The 15,376-nt window shown below is 66.5% G+C and carries 19 protein-coding genes; 1 reads left to right on the top strand and 18 read right to left on the bottom strand.

The features are described from left to right. The 5 genes from AC3IPP_RS07085 to AC3IPP_RS07065 form a co-directional block, all read right to left on the bottom strand. On the bottom strand, positions 1 to 315 hold the full coding sequence (locus tag AC3IPP_RS07085; protein WP_040345288.1) for an integration host factor subunit alpha: 315 nt from the start codon (positions 313 to 315) through the stop codon (positions 1 to 3). A gap of 68 nt (positions 316 to 383) precedes the next feature. After that, positions 384 to 1,361, bottom strand: a complete 978-nt coding sequence (locus tag AC3IPP_RS07080) for a beta-ketoacyl-ACP synthase III (RefSeq protein ID WP_489150854.1) — start codon at positions 1,359 to 1,361, stop codon at positions 384 to 386. Beyond that, positions 1,358 to 2,395 (bottom strand): phosphate acyltransferase PlsX, encoded by a 1,038-nt coding sequence (gene plsX, locus AC3IPP_RS07075; RefSeq protein WP_489177462.1) that lies wholly within the window; start codon positions 2,393 to 2,395, stop codon positions 1,358 to 1,360. Before plsX ends, AC3IPP_RS07080 begins: the two co-directional genes overlap by 4 nt. Positions 2,396 to 2,529: 134 nt before the next feature. Continuing rightward, positions 2,530 to 3,057 (bottom strand): YceD family protein, encoded by a 528-nt coding sequence (locus AC3IPP_RS07070; protein WP_087141420.1) that lies wholly within the window; start codon positions 3,055 to 3,057, stop codon positions 2,530 to 2,532. Then, on the bottom strand, positions 3,054 to 3,581 hold the full coding sequence (locus tag AC3IPP_RS07065; RefSeq protein WP_489150852.1) for a ubiquinol-cytochrome C chaperone family protein: 528 nt from the start codon (positions 3,579 to 3,581) through the stop codon (positions 3,054 to 3,056). The genes AC3IPP_RS07070 and AC3IPP_RS07065 overlap by 4 nt, the downstream gene beginning before the upstream one ends. A gap of 89 nt (positions 3,582 to 3,670) precedes the next feature. Between AC3IPP_RS07065 and bamE the strand changes: the two genes are divergently transcribed. Further along, entirely contained in the window at positions 3,671 to 4,150 is a 480-nt protein-coding gene (bamE, locus tag AC3IPP_RS07060) for an outer membrane protein assembly factor BamE domain-containing protein (RefSeq protein WP_087141418.1), read from the top strand. A gap of 118 nt (positions 4,151 to 4,268) precedes the next feature. Here the strand turns inward: bamE and AC3IPP_RS07055 are convergent, their stop codons facing one another. The 13 genes from AC3IPP_RS07055 to hemA form a co-directional block, all read right to left on the bottom strand. Then, on the bottom strand, positions 4,269 to 6,419 hold the full coding sequence (locus AC3IPP_RS07055; RefSeq protein WP_087141417.1) for a sodium-translocating pyrophosphatase: 2,151 nt from the start codon (positions 6,417 to 6,419) through the stop codon (positions 4,269 to 4,271). 174 nt (positions 6,420 to 6,593) lie between these two features. After that, entirely contained in the window at positions 6,594 to 7,019 is a 426-nt protein-coding gene (locus tag AC3IPP_RS07050) for a hypothetical protein (protein ID WP_489150851.1), read from the bottom strand. 40 nt (positions 7,020 to 7,059) lie between these two features. After that, positions 7,060 to 8,049: a thiamine-phosphate kinase gene (thiL, locus tag AC3IPP_RS07045; protein ID WP_489150850.1), complete on the bottom strand. Its 990-nt coding sequence runs from the start codon at positions 8,047 to 8,049 to the stop codon at positions 7,060 to 7,062. Then, entirely contained in the window at positions 8,036 to 8,530 is a 495-nt protein-coding gene (gene nusB / locus AC3IPP_RS07040; protein WP_087141445.1) for a transcription antitermination factor NusB, read from the bottom strand. The genes thiL and nusB overlap by 14 nt, the downstream gene beginning before the upstream one ends. A 41-nt stretch (positions 8,531 to 8,571) precedes the next feature. Then, complete coding sequence (ribH, locus tag AC3IPP_RS07035) at positions 8,572 to 9,033, bottom strand: 6,7-dimethyl-8-ribityllumazine synthase (protein ID WP_087141414.1); 462 nt, start codon at positions 9,031 to 9,033, stop codon at positions 8,572 to 8,574. Further along, positions 9,030 to 10,166: a 3,4-dihydroxy-2-butanone-4-phosphate synthase gene (ribB, locus tag AC3IPP_RS07030; RefSeq protein ID WP_489150849.1), complete on the bottom strand. Its 1,137-nt coding sequence runs from the start codon at positions 10,164 to 10,166 to the stop codon at positions 9,030 to 9,032. Before ribB ends, ribH begins: the two co-directional genes overlap by 4 nt. Beyond that, a complete protein-coding gene (locus tag AC3IPP_RS07025) occupies positions 10,163 to 10,765 on the bottom strand; it encodes a riboflavin synthase (RefSeq protein WP_489177455.1) in 603 nt (200 codons plus the stop codon). The genes ribB and AC3IPP_RS07025 overlap by 4 nt, the downstream gene beginning before the upstream one ends. 77 nt (positions 10,766 to 10,842) lie before the next feature. Next, entirely contained in the window at positions 10,843 to 11,604 is a 762-nt protein-coding gene (locus tag AC3IPP_RS07020; protein WP_489150847.1) for a RibD family protein, read from the bottom strand. Further along, a complete protein-coding gene (nrdR, locus tag AC3IPP_RS07015; protein ID WP_024352817.1) occupies positions 11,604 to 12,077 on the bottom strand; it encodes a transcriptional regulator NrdR in 474 nt (157 codons plus the stop codon). The genes AC3IPP_RS07020 and nrdR overlap by 1 nt, the downstream gene beginning before the upstream one ends. A gap of 12 nt (positions 12,078 to 12,089) precedes the next feature. Then, the gene (glyA, locus tag AC3IPP_RS07010) at positions 12,090 to 13,373 is read right to left on the bottom strand and encodes a serine hydroxymethyltransferase (RefSeq protein ID WP_087138930.1); all 1,284 of its coding nucleotides are present in this window, start codon (positions 13,371 to 13,373) and stop codon (positions 12,090 to 12,092) included. A gap of 126 nt (positions 13,374 to 13,499) precedes the next feature. Beyond that, positions 13,500 to 13,901: a GFA family protein gene (locus AC3IPP_RS07005; RefSeq protein WP_489150846.1), complete on the bottom strand. Its 402-nt coding sequence runs from the start codon at positions 13,899 to 13,901 to the stop codon at positions 13,500 to 13,502. Between the two features lie 62 nt (positions 13,902 to 13,963). Next, positions 13,964 to 14,149, bottom strand: a complete 186-nt coding sequence (locus tag AC3IPP_RS07000) for a DUF6898 family protein (RefSeq protein WP_489150845.1) — start codon at positions 14,147 to 14,149, stop codon at positions 13,964 to 13,966. After that, a complete protein-coding gene (hemA, locus tag AC3IPP_RS06995) occupies positions 14,146 to 15,372 on the bottom strand; it encodes a 5-aminolevulinate synthase (protein ID WP_087138921.1) in 1,227 nt (408 codons plus the stop codon). The genes AC3IPP_RS07000 and hemA overlap by 4 nt, the downstream gene beginning before the upstream one ends. Positions 15,373 to 15,376: the final 4 nt, after the last annotated feature.

The following is a 15,376-nucleotide window of genomic DNA, read 5'->3' as shown; positions in this document are numbered from 1 at the left end:
TTAGGTCTCGACGACGGCGTCGTGCACCCGGCTCTTCATGATCTGGGAGGCGCGGAAGCTGATGACGCGGCGGGGGTTGATGGCGGCTGGTTCACCGGTCTTGGGGTTGCGGCCCATGCGGGCGCGTTTCTCACGAACCTGAAAGACGCCGAAGCCCGACAGCTTGACCGTCTCGCCCTGCTCAAGAGAATCGACGATCAGGTCCAGCGTGCGCTCGACCAGCCCGGAGCATTCCTGTCGGGACAACCCGACCTCTTCGTGGACTGCTTCGCACAAATCCGCACGGGTAAGCGTCTGATGTCCGGCCACTTGCATCTCCCCGCAATCAATTGGCGGGGCATTGAAGGGCAAAACGGCCGGAAATCAAAGTCCTCAATGCAAATCTAGAATCGGAAGGCGCACGCGCCCCACGTCAGGCCGCCGCCCATGGCTTCGACGAGCACCAGATCGCCCTTCTTGATTCGCCCATCCTTGATGGCGACGTCCATCGCCAGGGGGATGGAGGCGGCCGAGGTGTTGGCGTGCATGGCTACGGTCGAGATGACCTTGTCCTCATCCAGACCCAGCCGGTCGCCCACCCCCTTGATGATGCGCTGGTTGGCCTGGTGAGGCACGAACCAGTCGATCTCGGGGATGCCGACGCCCGCGACCTCGGCGGCGGCGGTGATGGCCTCCGCGATGTTCACCACAGCGTGGCGGAAGACCTGATTGCCCAGCATCCGCAGATGGCCGACCGTACCCGTCGTGGCCGGGCCGCCGTCGACATAGAGCATGTCGGCCTTGGCGCCCTCGCAGCGCAGGGCGAAGCCCAGCACGCCGCGATCATCCTTGGTCCCCTGCCCTTCGCCCGGCTCCAGCACGAAGGCGCCGGCGCCGTCGCCGAACAGGACGCAGGTCGTGCGGTCCGTCCAGTCCATCAGCCGGGTCATTTCCTCGGCGCCGATCACCAGGGCGCATTTGGCCTGGCCGCGCGCGACGAAGCCGTCCGCCACGCTCATCGCATAGACGAAGCCCGAGCAGACCGCCTGAATATCGAAAGCGATGCCCACCGGCGCGCCCAGCTTGCGCTGGACGATGGCGGCCGTCGCGGGGAAGGTCTGGTCCGGCGTCGTGGTCGCGACGATGATCAGGTCGACATCCGCCGCCGTCTTGCCGGCGTCGGCCAGGGCGCGCTCGGCGGCCTTGACCGCAAGGTCGCTGGTCGGTTGGTCATCGCGGGCCTTGTGGCGCTGACGGATGCCGGTGCGCTCGATGATCCATTCGTCGGAGGTGTCGACGATCTTGGCCAGATCGGAGTTGGTGACCACCTGCTCGGGCAGGAAGGAGCCGACCCCGGTGACGACGCTGCGGATGACGCTCACTGTTCGGTCTCTCCAATGACGACGGGCGCAGGTTCGTCCATCGCGGCCGCCAGACGTGCGAAATTGGCGCTGACCTTGGTCAGATAGTCACTACGGGCCAGTTCGACAGCCACACGGATAGCGTTTGCATAACCCTCGGCCGTGGCGCCGCCGTGGCTTTTCACCACGATGCCGTTCAGGCCCAGCAAGGGGCCGCCGTTGACGCTGCTGGGGTCGATACGGCGCGCCATCTTCTTCAACGCCGGCATGGCGATCAGGGCGCCCAGCTTGGCCAGCGGACCGGAGGTCAGCGCCTCCTTCAGCAGATCCGAGATGAAGCGCGCGGTGCCCTCGGCCGTCTTCAGGGCGATGTTGCCGGTGAATCCGTCCGTCACCACCACATCCACGGTTCCGGCGGCGATGTCATGTCCCTCGACAAAGCCGGTGTAGTTCACGGGCACGGCGTCGGTGCGCAGCACGGCGTGGGCCTCGCGCACTTCTTCGTGGCCCTTCATCTCTTCCGAGCCGACGTTCAGCAGGCCAACGGTCGGCCGCTCGATCCCATGCACAGCAGCCTGGAAGGCTTCACCCATGATGGCGAACTCGACCAGTTGGCGAGCATCGCTGCCGATGTTGGCGCCCACGTCCAGAACGGCGGTGACGCCGCGTTTGGTCGGCCAGCTGGCGACGATGGCCGGGCGCTCCAGTCCGTCGACCGCCATACGCAGAACCAGTTTGGAGATCGCCATCAAGGCGCCGGTGTTGCCGGCGGACACAGCCCCCTGGGCCTCGCCCGTCTTGACCGCTTCGATCGCGTTCCAAAGGCTGGAGCCCTTGCCCCGGCGCATGGCCTGGGCGGGCTTCTCGTCCATGGACACGACCTTGTCGGTGTGCCGAACCTGGCAAAGATCGTCCGATACGTGCAGGCGCGCCATCTCGGCGCGGATCGCCGCCTCGTCCCCATGCAGCAGGAAACGGACGCCGTCGCCGCCATACAGCGAATAGTAAGCCTTCACGCCGCCGATCACGACGGAAGGACCGTGGTCGCCTCCCATGGCGTCGAGCGAGATCAATGTGGATGATGCCAAGTGGAAATCGACTCCGTCGCCGTCTTGTCGCGGCGCTTCAATGTTAGGGCGTGCGGACGCAAATGTCGCACCCCCGTGGATGCAACCGGGGCGCCCTTAGGTCAACTCTTGTCGGCGTCGTTCGGCTTCAAGGCCCGCAGCACGCCGAAAGGCGAGATCTCGCCCGGCTCGGGCGGCTGCTCGAACACCGCACCGTCCTTGCGGGGATAGGGGTCCAACTGCAGGGCCAACTGCTCGACCGCATACTGCCCCAGATCGATCTGACCGTTCTCCGCCACGTCAGGCGAATCGTCGTCCAACTCCAGGTCGATCTCGCCATCATCCGATGGCGGCGTGTCCACGGCCTCAACCAGGTTGACCTCGAACCGCTCGTCGACATGAACCGGCAAGGGCTCCAGCGTGAGCACGCAGGATTGAACGGCGTCAGCGACGACGCGCCCGGTCAGGCGCCAGCCCGAAACCGTCGCCGTAATCTCCATATCCGCCTCGAAACGATCCAGCGACTTCAGGTTCAGCGCGCGTGCGATGCGCTGACGCGCCTCGGCGTCCGGCTCCAGCCGTCGGGACAGGCTCGCCCCGATCTGATGCAGGCGGACGGGATCACTGTAAGGCAGGGCGGGAATCGTCATGCGACGATCATGGCCCAGTCCGGCGCCTTTTCCACGGCGGAAATAGGCTGACGCCCCAGGCGTTCATGTGATTCCAGCGCGTAGCGGGTCAGCTCGGCGCCGGCTGCGGGGTCTTCGCTCTCGAACACATTGCGCGCGATCGAGGCCTGGAAGCCGTCGTGGTCGCCTTCGCGCAGCGCCTTCTCATAGGCGCTCATGCGGCCATAGAGGGCCTCGCCCAGCTTGCGCATCTTCTTGCCGACGGACACGTCACCCACGCCCAGTTCGCGCAGAACGTTGTCGAGAGCCGAGACATAGGCGTCGAACATTTTCTGGGCCAGGTCGGCCCCGCGCTCGCCCTCGGCCTTGGTCCGTACGAACAGCAGAAGGACGTGCAAGGTGTAGAGCTCGAACCGCGCATCGATTCGATCCGCCACGCCCAGGCGGGCGTAAAAATCGGGCTGACGCGCCTGTTCCACCGCCAGGGCGTATAGGCCCTGAGCCTGGCGCTCTTGCGTCTGTCGTCTGAAGAGTGTCTTGAACATAGGTTTTACGGCCCCTTTTCCGCCGCGCCGTTGCACTAGGACGCAGCGACGGTTAGGTCAAAGACCTTGTTTCTAGAGGCCCATCGCCGATGCCCCGTTTTACGTCGCTCATCATCGCCGCCTCGCTCGCCGCCGCTGCAGGCGCCTGCGCCCCGGTCGTCGCCACCCAGGGCTTCCAGGCCGTGGACGCCAAGCCCCAGGATATCGAGGCGGGCGTCGACACCCGCGAGACCGTCCTGGCCAAGCTGGGCACGCCTTCAACCACCTCGACCTTCGAGACCGACAACGTCTGGTACTACCTGACCCAGACGACCCAGCGCTACACCTACAACAAGCCTGAAGTGTCGCAGCGGACGATCACGGAGGTCACCTTCGCCGATGGCGGTGAAAAGGTCGCCAGCGTGCGGACCCTGGGCCTGGAAGACGGTCGCCAGATCGCCATGGAGCGCCGCGAGACCCCGACCCGCGGCCGCCAGCTGACCATCCTCGAACAGTTGCTCGGCAACGTCGGCCGCGGCCAACTGCCGCGCACCGAGGACGACGTCCCCGGCCAGCGCCGCCCGGACTAACAGCCCCAGCATACAGGCGCCCTCAAGTCCTGAGCGACCGCGTCGCGAACGTAGGGCGCAAAAAGATAACGCCCCGGAGATCGCTCTCCGGGGCGTTTTCAGTTTCAGCCGATCGCTGTCAGACGATCTTGCCGCTCGCCAGCACCGCCAGCAGCAACAGGGCCACGATGTTGGTGATCTTGATCATCGGGTTCACCGCCGGACCGGAGGTGTCCTTGTAAGGGTCGCCCACAGTGTCGCCGGTGACGGCGGCCTTGTGCGCTTCGGAGCCCTTGCCGTGGACCACGCCGTTCTTGTCGGTGAAGCCTTCCTCGATCACCTTCTTGGCGTTGTCCCAGGCGCCGCCGCCCGACGTCATGGAGATGGCGACGAACAGGCCCGTCACGATCACCCCCATCAACATGGCCCCCAGGGCGGCGAAGGCGTTGGCCTTGTCCGGCTGGATGAACAGGATGACGACGAACAGGACGATCGGCGACAGCACCGGCAACAGCGACGGCACGATCATTTCGCGAATGGCCGCGCTGGTCAGGATGTCGACCGCCCGTCCGTATTCCGGCTTGGTCTCGAACGTCATGATGCCGGGGTTCTCGCGGAACTGACGCCGGACCTCGGCAACGACAGCCTCGGCCGCGCGCCCCACGGCCGTCATCGCCAGCCCTCCGAACAGGAAGGGCAGCAGACCGCCGAACAACAGGCCGACCACGACGTAGGGGTTGGACAGATCAAACGCGACCGTCCCCAAGCCGTAGAAGAAGCTGCCCGGCGCCGCCTCGGCCGCGAAGAACTTCAGATCCTCCACATAGGCGGCGAACAGGACCAATGCCCCCAGACCCGCCGAACCGATGGCATAGCCCTTGGTCACGGCCTTGGTGGTGTTGCCCACAGCATCCAGTGCGTCGGTCGAGACGCGGACTTCCGGCGGCAGGCCCGCCATCTCGGCGATACCGCCCGCGTTGTCCGTGACCGGCCCGAAGGCGTCCAGCGCCACGATCATCCCCGCCACGCCCAGCATGGTGGTGGTGGCGATGGCGATGCCGAACAGACCTGCCAACTGGTAAGCCGCGACAATACCGACGATGATGGTCAGGGCCGGAAGCGCCGTGGCCTCCAGCGACATGGCCAGCCCCTGGATGACGTTGGTGCCGTGCCCAGAGACCGAGGCGTTGGCCACCGACTTAACCGGCCGGAAGCCCGTGCCGGTGTAGTATTCGGTGATCACCACGATCGCCGCCGTCACCACCAGCCCCACAGCTCCTGCCCAGAACAGGTTCATCGGCTGGATCAGCAGGCCCCCTGAGGTCTCGACCGCCCCCGGCAACAGGGTGTTGATCACCCACCAGACGGCGACCAGCGACAGCAAGCCGGTCACGATCAGCCCCTGATACAGGGCCCCCATGATGTTGCCGCTCTTGCCCAGACGGACAAAGAAGGTGCCGATGATCGAGGTCACGATGCAGACGCCGCAGATCGCCAGCGGCAGCAGCATCAGCACATCCACATAGGGCTGGTTGCGGAAGAAGATGGCCGCCAGCACCATGGTCGCCACCGTCGTCACCGCATAGGTCTCGAACAGGTCGGCGGCCATGCCGGCGCAGTCGCCGACGTTGTCGCCCACATTGTCCGCGATGGTGGCGGCGTTGCGGGGATCATCCTCGGGGATGCCGGCCTCGACCTTGCCCACCATGTCACCGCCGACGTCGGCCCCCTTGGTGAAGATGCCGCCGCCCAGTCGTGCGAAGATGGAGATCAGCGAGGCGCCGAAGCCCAGCGCCACCAGGCCGTCGATGACCTCGCGGCTGGTCGAGGCGTGACCCAGACCCTGCGTCATGAAGGCGTAGTAGCCGGACACGCCCAGAAGCGCGCCGCCCGCCACGAACATGCCGGTGATGGCGCCCGAGCGGAAGGCCAGGTCCAGACCCTTGGACAGGCTCTGTGACGCCGCCTGCGCCGTGCGGACGTTGGCCCGAACGGAGATCAGCATCCCCGCATAGCCCGCCGCGCCCGAAAGGACCGCGCCGATCAGGAAACCGAGCGCCGCCCAGGTCCCGATAAGAAAATAGGCCGCGACCAAGATCACGACCCCTACAATGCCAATCGTTGTGTACTGACGCTTCAGATAGGCGGATGCCCCTTCCTGGATCGCTGCGGCGATCTCACGCATCCGTTCATTACCACTGTCGGCCTTCATCAGGGCGGCGGTCTGAACGGCGCCGTAAAGCACCCCCAGAGCGCCGGCCGCGATGACCAGCCAAAGATATGACGTCATGGCGTTTCCAAGCCCTATGCAACTGGGCGCGCGGATCCATGGGCAGCGCTACGGGCGTTGTCGCCTCTCGGCCGCCTTCCGGTCCCCCCGTGCGCTTACGGACGCAAATTCACGCCCCTCGGGAATTGCGGCTAAATCGTGCCAAAAGCAGAGCCGTGGCGCAACAGCGCTCTTTTAGACGCCGCGAACAGTTGTGCGACGGCGCGCGGCCTGGCTGACAACCTCCACGCGGGCGATCGCGCCCTTGCCGATCAGCGTATCGGCCGAGCGGATCAGGCTGGCGCTCAGAGCCTGGGCGTCCAACTGGTTCCAGTCATCGGCCAGGACGAAGGGCGTGCGGTGCCCGGCCCGGACCAGGGCGTCGCGGAGATAGGGCTCCTTGGCCTTCACCGCGTCCAGGGCGTGCCCTTGGCCCAGATGCAGTTTCAGCACCACGAAGATGTAGTTTCGGACCCGGCCGCCCGCGATGATGGGCAGGCCGACGCCGGTCAGGTTGAAACTCGCCGGTTGGGCGGGCGTCTCCGCCGAAGGCGAGGCTGCCACGGCCGCCCCCGACAGGGCGGCGCCGGCGACGGCGAGGATCAGGGCGCGGCGGTTCATGGCGGCAGTCTGGCCCTGTCCCGTTAGGATTCCGTTGCTCTCAGCCGTGGGTCCAGCCCGTGCGGGTCGGGGTGATGACCTGGCCCAGATAGCGGGGGGACAGCCCCCTGCCCTCGGCCACCCGGCCCACGCAGGTCAGGCGCAGGTGGCGGTGCTCGGCCTCGCGGCGCAGGGCGTTTTCGGCGCCCGCCGGGACGGTCAGCAGGATCTCATAGTCATCGCCGCCGCTGGCCAGCAGCTCCAGCGCCGCCTGCGGATCGACGCGCCCGTCGAACCAGGCCTGGGCCGCGGCGGACAGGGGCAGGCGCTCTAGGTCGATCTCAAGGCTGACGCGGCTGGCCTCGGCGATATGGGCGGCGTCGGCCAAGAGGCCGTCGGACACGTCGGCGCTGGCGGTCGCCAGGCCCAGGACCACAGGTGCGAACTCCACGCGCGGCATGGGCGTGCGATAGGCGGCCTCCAGCGCGTCCATGCGTTCGGGCTCCAGGCTCAGGGTCGCCTGGGCGGCCTGAAGACCCAGCCAGCCGTCGCCGATCGTGCCGGTGACGAAGACCAGATCGCCGGGCCGCGCGCCCGCCCGACTGACCGCCGCTCCCGTCGGCGCCCAGCCGAGCAGGGTGGCCGAGAAGCTAGCCGGTCCCGGCGTCTTCACCGTGTCGCCGCCCAGCAGGGATATGTCGAAAATGGCCTGATCCCGCCGTAGCCCGGCGACGAAGGCCTCGCGCTCGGGCCAGCCGCAGCGCTCGGACCAGTGGCAGGCCAGCAGATAGCCGAACGGCTCGGCGCCCTTGGCGGCCAGGTCAGACAGGTTCACGCGCAGCAGCTTCTGCGCCACCGTGTCCAGCGGGTCGTCGGGCAGGAAGTGGACGCCCTCGACGATCGCATCCTTGGTCAGGATCAGGTCGTGTCCCGGACGCGAGGGAAGCGCGGCCACATCGTCGGCCAGCCCCCTCGCCCATTCCGGATGGGCCAGCGGCTTCAGCAGCCGCTGGATGGTCTCGAATTCACCTGCGACGTCAATCGCGGGCATCACGCGCCACGCCGTCGAGCGCCGCGTTCACGAACTTCGCCTCCGCATCGTCGAAGAAGGCCTTGGCCAGCTCGACGTATTCGTCGATCACGATTTCACGCGGCACGTCGGGCTTGTGCTTCAGCTCCCAGGCGCCGCAGCGCAGCAGGGCGCGCAGGGTCGCGTCCAGACGCTCCAGCCGCCAGTTGGAGGCCAGGCGCGCCTTGACCGCCTCGTCCACCGCGCGTTGGTCCTCGACCACGCCGTGCACGACAGCGGCGAACCAGTCTTCGTCTGCCTCGGCCAGAGGGGCGCCGTCGATGTCGGCGTCGAAACGGTGATTGCGGAACTCGCGCACGACGCTGTCGACGCCCTCACCCGCCAGTTCCATCTGATACAGGGCCTGAACGGCGGCCAGGCGGGCGACCGTGCGGGCGCGGCGCTGGCGGCTGGTCAGTTGGGGCTCGGCGCGGGCCTTATCGGCCTCGGCCAGTTGGGCCATGACTTCGGCGACGGTCGCCGGGGTGGTGTTGGTCGGTTCGCTCACGAGGCCAGCCCTCCGCGCAGACGCTTGCGGATAGCGATCAGGTCCAGGCAGGCGCGGGCCGCGAAGCCGCCCTTGTCGCCCTCGCTGAGGCGGGCGCGGGCCCAGGCCTGCTCCTCGTCCTCGGTCGTCAGGATGCCGTTGCCGATGGCCAGGCCCTTCAGGCCCAGATTGCGGATGCCGGCGGCTGACTGATCCGAGACGATCTCGAAATGATAGGTCTCGCCGCGGATGATGCAGCCCAGGGCGACATAGCCGTCATAGCGCGGCGCGGTCGGATAGCGTCCGGCCTCCTCGGCCATGGCGATCACGGTCGGCACTTCCAGGGCGCCGGGCACGGTCACGACGTCATACTGGACGCCTTGCGCGCGCAGGGCGTCCTTCGCCCCTTCCAGAAGGGCGTCGGCCAGTTCGTCGTAAAAGCGCGCCTCGACGATGAGGACGCGAGTGGGGTCGTTCAAGATTGGTCTTCTCCGTCCATGTCGCGCCAACCGACGATGCGCAGGCCGTAACCTTCCAGCGCCGTCGGATTGGGTCGCGTCGAACTCATCACGATCATGTCTTTGACGCCGAGGTCGAGCAGAATCTGCGCCCCGACGCCATAGGCTTTCAGCGAACGATCCACGGCGGCGGGCTTGCTGGTCGCGCCCAGCCGCTCGGCCAGGCCTTGCAGGCCGGGATCACGCAGGAAGACGACGACGCCCGGCCCGTCCTGAGCCGCCAGCGCCTGCATCGCCTTTGGAATATAGTCCTGGCGGGCCTCGACGTGGCCCAGCAGGTCGGCGGCGAAGTCGACCTGGTGCATCCGCACGACGGTCGGCTTGGCCGGGTCGATATCGCCGCGCACCAGGGCGACATGCTCGGCGCCCTCGATGGTGTTGCGGTACAGGATCAGCTTGAACGCGCCGCCGTGGACGCTTTCGAACGGCGTCTCCATCACGCGCTCGACAAAGCGCTCGGTGCGGCGGCGATAGGCGATCAGGTCGGCGATGGTGCCGATCTTCAGCCCGTGCAGCTGGGCGAAGGCGATCAGGTCGGGCATCCGCGCCATCGTCCCGTCGTCCTTGATGATCTCGCAGATCACCCCGGCGGGGATCAAGCCGGCCATGCGGCTGATATCCACGGCCGCCTCGGTGTGGCCGGTGCGGACCAGGACGCCGCCGTCGCGCGCGACCAGCGGGAAGATGTGGCCCGGCGAGACGATGTCGTCGGCGGTACGCGACGGATCGGCCGCCACCTGGACCGTATGGGCGCGGTCAGCGGCCGAGATGCCGGTCGTGACGCCTTCCTTGGCCTCGATCGAGATGGTGAAGGCCGTGCCCATGCTCTCGCGGTTCTCGGCGGCCATCGGCGGCAGGCGCAGTTGCTTGGCGCGCTCGGACGTCAGGGCCAGGCAGACCAGGCCCCGCGCATAGCGGATCATGAAGTTGATCTGGTCCGGCGTGGCGAACTGGGCCGGAATGACGATGTCGCCCTCGTTCTCGCGGTCCTCAGCGTCCACCAGGATGTAGGGGCGGCCGTTGCGGGCGTCCTCGATAATGTCCTCGATCGAACTGATCGGGCTGTCGGTGTTGTAGACGGCCAGTTTCATCATGCGGTCTCCTGCCACCGCGCGAGGTAACGCGCCAGCATGTCGATCTCCAGATTGACCTTCTCGCCGACCTTCAGGCCGCCGAGGGTGGTCGCATCCCACGTGTGCGGGATGATGTTCACGTCGAAGCGGCGCTCATGCACCCCATTCACCGTCAAAGAAACCCCATCGACCGTGATTGAGCCCTTCGGGGCGATGAATTTGTGCAGGGGCGCGGGCGCCTCGATCACGATCCGGCGCGACCCGCCCTCGGGCGTGATGGAGATCACCTCGCCCAGACCATCGACGTGGCCGGAAACGATGTGGCCGCCCAGTTCATCGCCGAGTTTCGCCGCGCGCTCCAGATTGATCCGGCTGCCCTCGCTCCAGTCGCCCAATTTGGTCTTGGACAAGGTCTCGCCCGAGACCTCGACGGCGAACCAGCCCCCCCTTTCATCGTGCCCCTTCTCAGTCACCGTCAGGCAACAGCCCGCATGGCTGATGGAGGCGCCCAGGTCGATGGTCGCCGTGTCCCACATGGTCTCGACCTCATAACGACGGTCGCGGTTGGTTTCACGGACGCTGCGAACGCGGCCGATGTCGGTGACGATGCCGGTGAACATGAAAGCTCCGGTCCCTTCGGACCCAAAAAACAGAGTCTAATTAGTCTAATTCGTCTGAAATCGCGCCTGAGGAGGCCTCACGCGCGGGCGTAGCGTTCCCACAGATCGTCTCCGACAGGCTCGACGCCCAGACGACGGAACTTGGGGGCGTCGGCCAGCTTTGCAAGCGCCAGGGAGGCGACACAGGGCCGCCCCTCGCCGCCCAGCAGGATCGAGGCGCGGAACCATTCGATGGCGTCCACCGCGCCGGCCTGGATGAAAGAGGCGGCGACACGGCCTCCGCCCTCGATCAGGACGGAGCCGACGCCGCGTGCAGCCAGGGCTTCCAAGACGGCTGAAATGGCGGGGCGGCCGTCGTCGTCGGCGACCGCGACGACCTCGGCCTGGCCGATGGCGCGGGGTTGGGCTGTGGTGAAGATCAGAGTGTTGCCAGATGCGACCTTGGCCGTCGCGAGGGTACGGAGACGGCTATCGAGGACGACTCTCAACGGATTCCTTCTCCCCTCGGGGGAGAAGGTGTCGTGCGGAGCCGCTCGGATGAGGGGGGCGTCGGCTGCACCCTCGTCGTCCGCCTTTGAGTGCGAGGACAGAGCCCCCTCATCCGTCATGCTCCGCACGACACCTTCTCCCCCGAGGGGAGAAGGTGAAAGGCGCACGGTCAGTTCGGGATCGTCGGCCAGCACCGTCTCGACGCCGACCAGGATGGCGTCATGCGCCGCGCGAAGGCGGTGGCCTTGCTGGCGCGCCTCCGGCCCGGTGATCCACTGGCTTTCGCCCGTGGCCGTGGCGATGCGGCCATCCAGCGAAGTCGCCAGCTTCAGGGTGACGCGCGGGCGCATCAGTCCTGGCCGGACTTGGTCTCGTCGAAACCCTCGTCGCCGAGGAATTTGGCGAAATCGCTGGTGTGGCGGAAATCCTTGTAAACCGAGGCGTAGCGGACGTAGGCGACCTCATCGACCGACTTCAGCGCCTTCATGATGAAGTCGCCGACGATGCTGGACGGGATCTCGGTCTCGCCCAGGCTTTCCAGCTGGCGCACGATGCGGCTGACCAGCAGCTCGACCTGATCGGGCTGGACCGGACGTTTCCTCAAGGCGATGCCCAGCGAGCGTTCCAGCTTGTCGCGGTCGAAGGGGGTGCGGCGGCCGTTCCGTTTCAGGATGACCAGTTCGCGCAGCTGCACCCGCTCGAAGGTGGTGAAGCGCCCGTTGCACTGCGGACAGGACCGACGGCGACGGATGGCCGCGCCGTCATCAGACGGGCGGCTGTCCTTCACCTGAGTATCGGCGTTTCCACAGAACGGGCACTTCATCCGATGGGCCTCTTAGCGATAGATCGGGAAGCGCGCGGTCAGTTCGCGCACCTGAGCGGCGACGCCCGCGACGACGGCCGGATCGGCTTCATCGCCGCCGTTCATCGACGAGACGACGTCGGCGATCCAGTGGCCGATCTGCTTGAACTCTTCCTCGCCGAAGCCGCGCGTGGTGCCCGCCGGGGTGCCCAGGCGGACACCCGAGGTGACGGTGAAGGGGGCGGTGTCGAAGGGCACGCCGTTCTTGTTGCAGGTCATCAGGGCCTTCTCGAGCTCATGCTCGGTGGCCTTGCCGGTCACGCCCTTGGGACGCAGGTCGACCAGCATCAGGTGGCTGTCGGTGCCGCCCGAGACGATGGCCAGGCCGCGTTCTATCAGCACACCAGACAGGGCCTGGGCGTTCTTCACGACCTGCTGGGCGTAGAGCTTGAACTCAGGCTTCAGCGCCTCGCCGAAGGCCACAGCCTTGGCCGCGATGACGTGCTCCAGCGGGCCGCCCTGCAGGCCGGGGAAGACGGCCGAGTTGATCTTCTTGCCCAGGTCCAGGTCGTTGGACAGGATCATGCCGCCGCGCGGACCGCGCAGGGTCTTGTGCGTCGTGGTGGTGACGACGTGGGCGTGCGGGATCGGGTCGGGGTAGACGCCGCCGGCGATCAGGCCCGCATAGTGAGCCATGTCGACCATCAGATAGGCGCCGACCGAATCCGCGATCTCACGGAAACGCTTGAAGTCGATGTGGCGCGAATAGGCCGAGGCGCCGGCCAGGATCAGCTTGGGCTTTTCCTTCTGGGCCATTTCGGCGACGTGATCATAATCAATGAGATGATCGTCTTCATTCACCTTATAGGTGACAGGACGAAACCACTTGCCTGACTGGTTGGCGGGGGAGCCGTGGGTCAGGTGCCCGCCGCAGGCCAGGTCCATGCCCAGGAACGTATCGCCCGGTTGCAGCAGGGAGAAGAAGACGGCCTGGTTGGCCTGGGCGCCCGAGTGGGGCTGGACGTTGACGAAAGCGGCGCCGAACAGTTCCTTGGCGCGCTCGCGGGCCAGGTCTTCAGTGACGTCCACGAACTCGCAGCCGCCGTAGTAGCGACGGCCCGGATAGCCCTCAGCGTATTTGTTGGTCAGGACCGAGCCCTGCGCGTCCAGCACCGCCTGAGAGACGATGTTCTCGGAGGCGATCAGCTCGATCTGCTCCTTCTGGCGGCCCAGTTCGCCCTGAATGCCCTTGAAGATCGCCGGATCGGCGTCAGCGAGGCTCTTGGAGAAGTAGGAATCGTGCGTGAAGGCGGTCACAGGCGGCACCCCGAAGGCTGAAAGCGAAAACGGCGGAACCTATCTAGGCCGCGCCGCTGAACACCACAACATCTAGGGGCGCGCGAGCCCGCCGACTACGTCATCGCGGACGCTGACCGATCTCTCTCACCAGTTGTTGCGGCCGTCCACGCGCTCGACCTGGATCGTGGACAGGTCGAGGTCGAGCGCCATGCGCAGGTTGATCGCCGCGATCCGGGTGGTGGGGAGGTCGCCGGCCTGATGACCTTCCTTCGGGGTCCCGTCCGAGTTGTAGACAGAGCCGAAATCCGGCGAGAAGCCATGCGTATTGCCGCCGCAGGTCGCACAGAAGTGATGATGATTCATGCCGTTGGGCGCATAGTCGCCCACCGGCCCCGTCGTAGTGATCGTCAGTTCTTCCGGACTGTAATAACCCCAGACCGCGCCGGTCCGGCAGCACCAGGTACAGTTACAGGATGCGGCCTGCCTGGGCAGGTCCGGGGCCTCGATCTTCACGGCTCCGCAATAGCAGGCGGCGTTCAGGGTCATGTGAGCTTCTCCGTCATACCGAAGGATAAGCCCCGACTGCTGTCAGAAAGCGACAGCAGCGATCACCTCTGGCTTAACGCTCGCTTCAGCTTGGCCAGAGCCACCCGTTCAACGGACTTCGGCTCATTGACCGGTCCCATAGCGCTGACCTCGCGCCCGGTGGCCACGTGGACGGCTGAGCATTTCACAAAAGGGCCGTTGCGGACGAACTCGACGATGACTTCGCCGAGCTCAGCGTCGATCGTCATGCGGCGACCGGTTGACGCGCCACGTTGCAGTGGGACCAGAGCTTGTCCATCGCCACGACCAGCTTGTCGATCATCGCGTCGTCATGATCGGGCGAGGGCGTGAAGCGCAGGCGCTCGGTTCCCTTGGGCACGGTCGGATAGTTGATCGGCTGGACGTAGATGCCGTGCTCTTCCAGCAGCATGTCCGAGATCAGCTTGCAGTGCACCGGATTGCCGACGTGAACTGGCACGATGTGGCTGACGCTGGGCAGGACGGGAATGCCTGCCTCGGTCAGACGGCGCTTCAGGGTGGCGGCGCGCTCCTGATGGGCGTCGCGCAGTTCCGGGTGCGCCTTCAAGTGGCGGACCGAGGCCAGGGCGCCGGCGGTCAGCGCGGGCGGCAGGCTGGTGGTGAAGATAAAGCCCGAAGCCCAGCTGCGCACCGCATCCACGATCACCGCGTCGGCGGCGATGTAGCCGCCCATGACGCCGATGGCCTTGCCCAGGGTGCATTCGACGATGTCGATGCCGTCCAGCACGCCGTCACGCTCGGCCACGCCCGCGCCGGTCGCGCCGTACAGGCCCACGGCATGAACTTCGTCCAGATAGGTCAGGGCGCCATATTTCTTCGCCAGGGCGATGGTGCCGGCGATGTCGGCGATGTCGCCATCCATCGAATAGACGCTCTCGAAGGCGACCAGCTTGGGCGCATCTGCAGGCGCGGCGGCCAGCAGTTCCTCGAGGTGTTCCAGGTCGTTATGGCGGAAGATGTGGCGCTCGCCGCCGCCGTTGCGGATGCCCGCGATCATGGAGGCGTGGTTCAGCGCGTCCGAGAAAGTGATCAGGCCCGGCAGGATCTTCTGCAGGGTCGACAGCGTCGCCTCATTGGCCACGTAGCCCGAGGTGAACAGCAGCGCCGCTTCCTTCTGGTGCCAGCTGGCCAGCTCGGCTTCCAGATCCACGGCCGAGCGCGTGGTGCCCGAGATGTTGCGCGTGCCCCCTGCTCCGGCGCCGGTCTTCTCGACCTCGGCCTGCATGGCGTCGATCACCGCCGGATGCTGACCCATGCCCAGATAGTCGTTGGAGCACCAGACGACGACGTCCTGCTGCGTGCCGTCCTCGCGACGCCGCATCGCCCGAGGAAACTGGCCGCGCACCCGCTTCAGATCGGCGAAGACGCGATAGCGCCCCTCGCTGCGGACCTGCTCCACAGAGTTCTGAAAGGCGGACTTATAGTCGAACAAGGCG

The sequence above is a fragment of the Brevundimonas sp. KH_060 genome (assembly GCF_057838275.1).
The sequence above is the reverse complement of the archived record's forward strand: the minus strand, read 5'-3'. Positions and strand labels throughout refer to the sequence as shown.

Excerpts from the sequence above, each read along its gene's own strand:
- thiL (WP_489150850.1), bottom strand. The coding sequence starts at position 8,049 with ATGCCCGCGATTGACGTCGCAGGTGAATTCGAGACCATCCAGCGGCTG.
- nusB (WP_087141445.1), bottom strand. The coding sequence starts at position 8,530 with ATGGCCCAACTGGCCGAGGCCGATAAGGCCCGCGCCGAGCCCCAACTG.
- nrdR (WP_024352817.1), bottom strand. The coding sequence starts at position 12,077 with ATGAAGTGCCCGTTCTGTGGAAACGCCGATACTCAGGTGAAGGACAGC.
- AC3IPP_RS07055 (WP_087141417.1), bottom strand. The coding sequence starts at position 6,419 with ATGACGTCATATCTTTGGCTGGTCATCGCGGCCGGCGCTCTGGGGGTG.
- AC3IPP_RS07025 (WP_489177455.1), bottom strand. The coding sequence starts at position 10,765 with ATGTTCACCGGCATCGTCACCGACATCGGCCGCGTTCGCAGCGTCCGT.
- AC3IPP_RS07085 (WP_040345288.1), bottom strand. The coding sequence starts at position 315 with ATGCAAGTGGCCGGACATCAGACGCTTACCCGTGCGGATTTGTGCGAA.
- AC3IPP_RS07000 (WP_489150845.1), bottom strand. The coding sequence starts at position 14,149 with ATGACGATCGACGCTGAGCTCGGCGAAGTCATCGTCGAGTTCGTCCGC.
- AC3IPP_RS07020 (WP_489150847.1), bottom strand. The coding sequence starts at position 11,604 with ATGCGCCCGCGCGTCACCCTGAAGCTGGCGACTTCGCTGGATGGCCGC.
- AC3IPP_RS07050 (WP_489150851.1), bottom strand. The coding sequence starts at position 7,019 with ATGAACCGCCGCGCCCTGATCCTCGCCGTCGCCGGCGCCGCCCTGTCG.
- AC3IPP_RS07065 (WP_489150852.1), bottom strand. The coding sequence starts at position 3,581 with ATGTTCAAGACACTCTTCAGACGACAGACGCAAGAGCGCCAGGCTCAG.
- bamE (WP_087141418.1), top strand. The coding sequence starts at position 3,671 with ATGCCCCGTTTTACGTCGCTCATCATCGCCGCCTCGCTCGCCGCCGCT.
- plsX (WP_489177462.1), bottom strand. The coding sequence starts at position 2,395 with ATGGGAGGCGACCACGGTCCTTCCGTCGTGATCGGCGGCGTGAAGGCT.
- AC3IPP_RS07005 (WP_489150846.1), bottom strand. The coding sequence starts at position 13,901 with ATGACCCTGAACGCCGCCTGCTATTGCGGAGCCGTGAAGATCGAGGCC.
- AC3IPP_RS07070 (WP_087141420.1), bottom strand. The coding sequence starts at position 3,057 with ATGACGATTCCCGCCCTGCCTTACAGTGATCCCGTCCGCCTGCATCAG.
- ribB (WP_489150849.1), bottom strand. The coding sequence starts at position 10,166 with ATGATGAAACTGGCCGTCTACAACACCGACAGCCCGATCAGTTCGATC.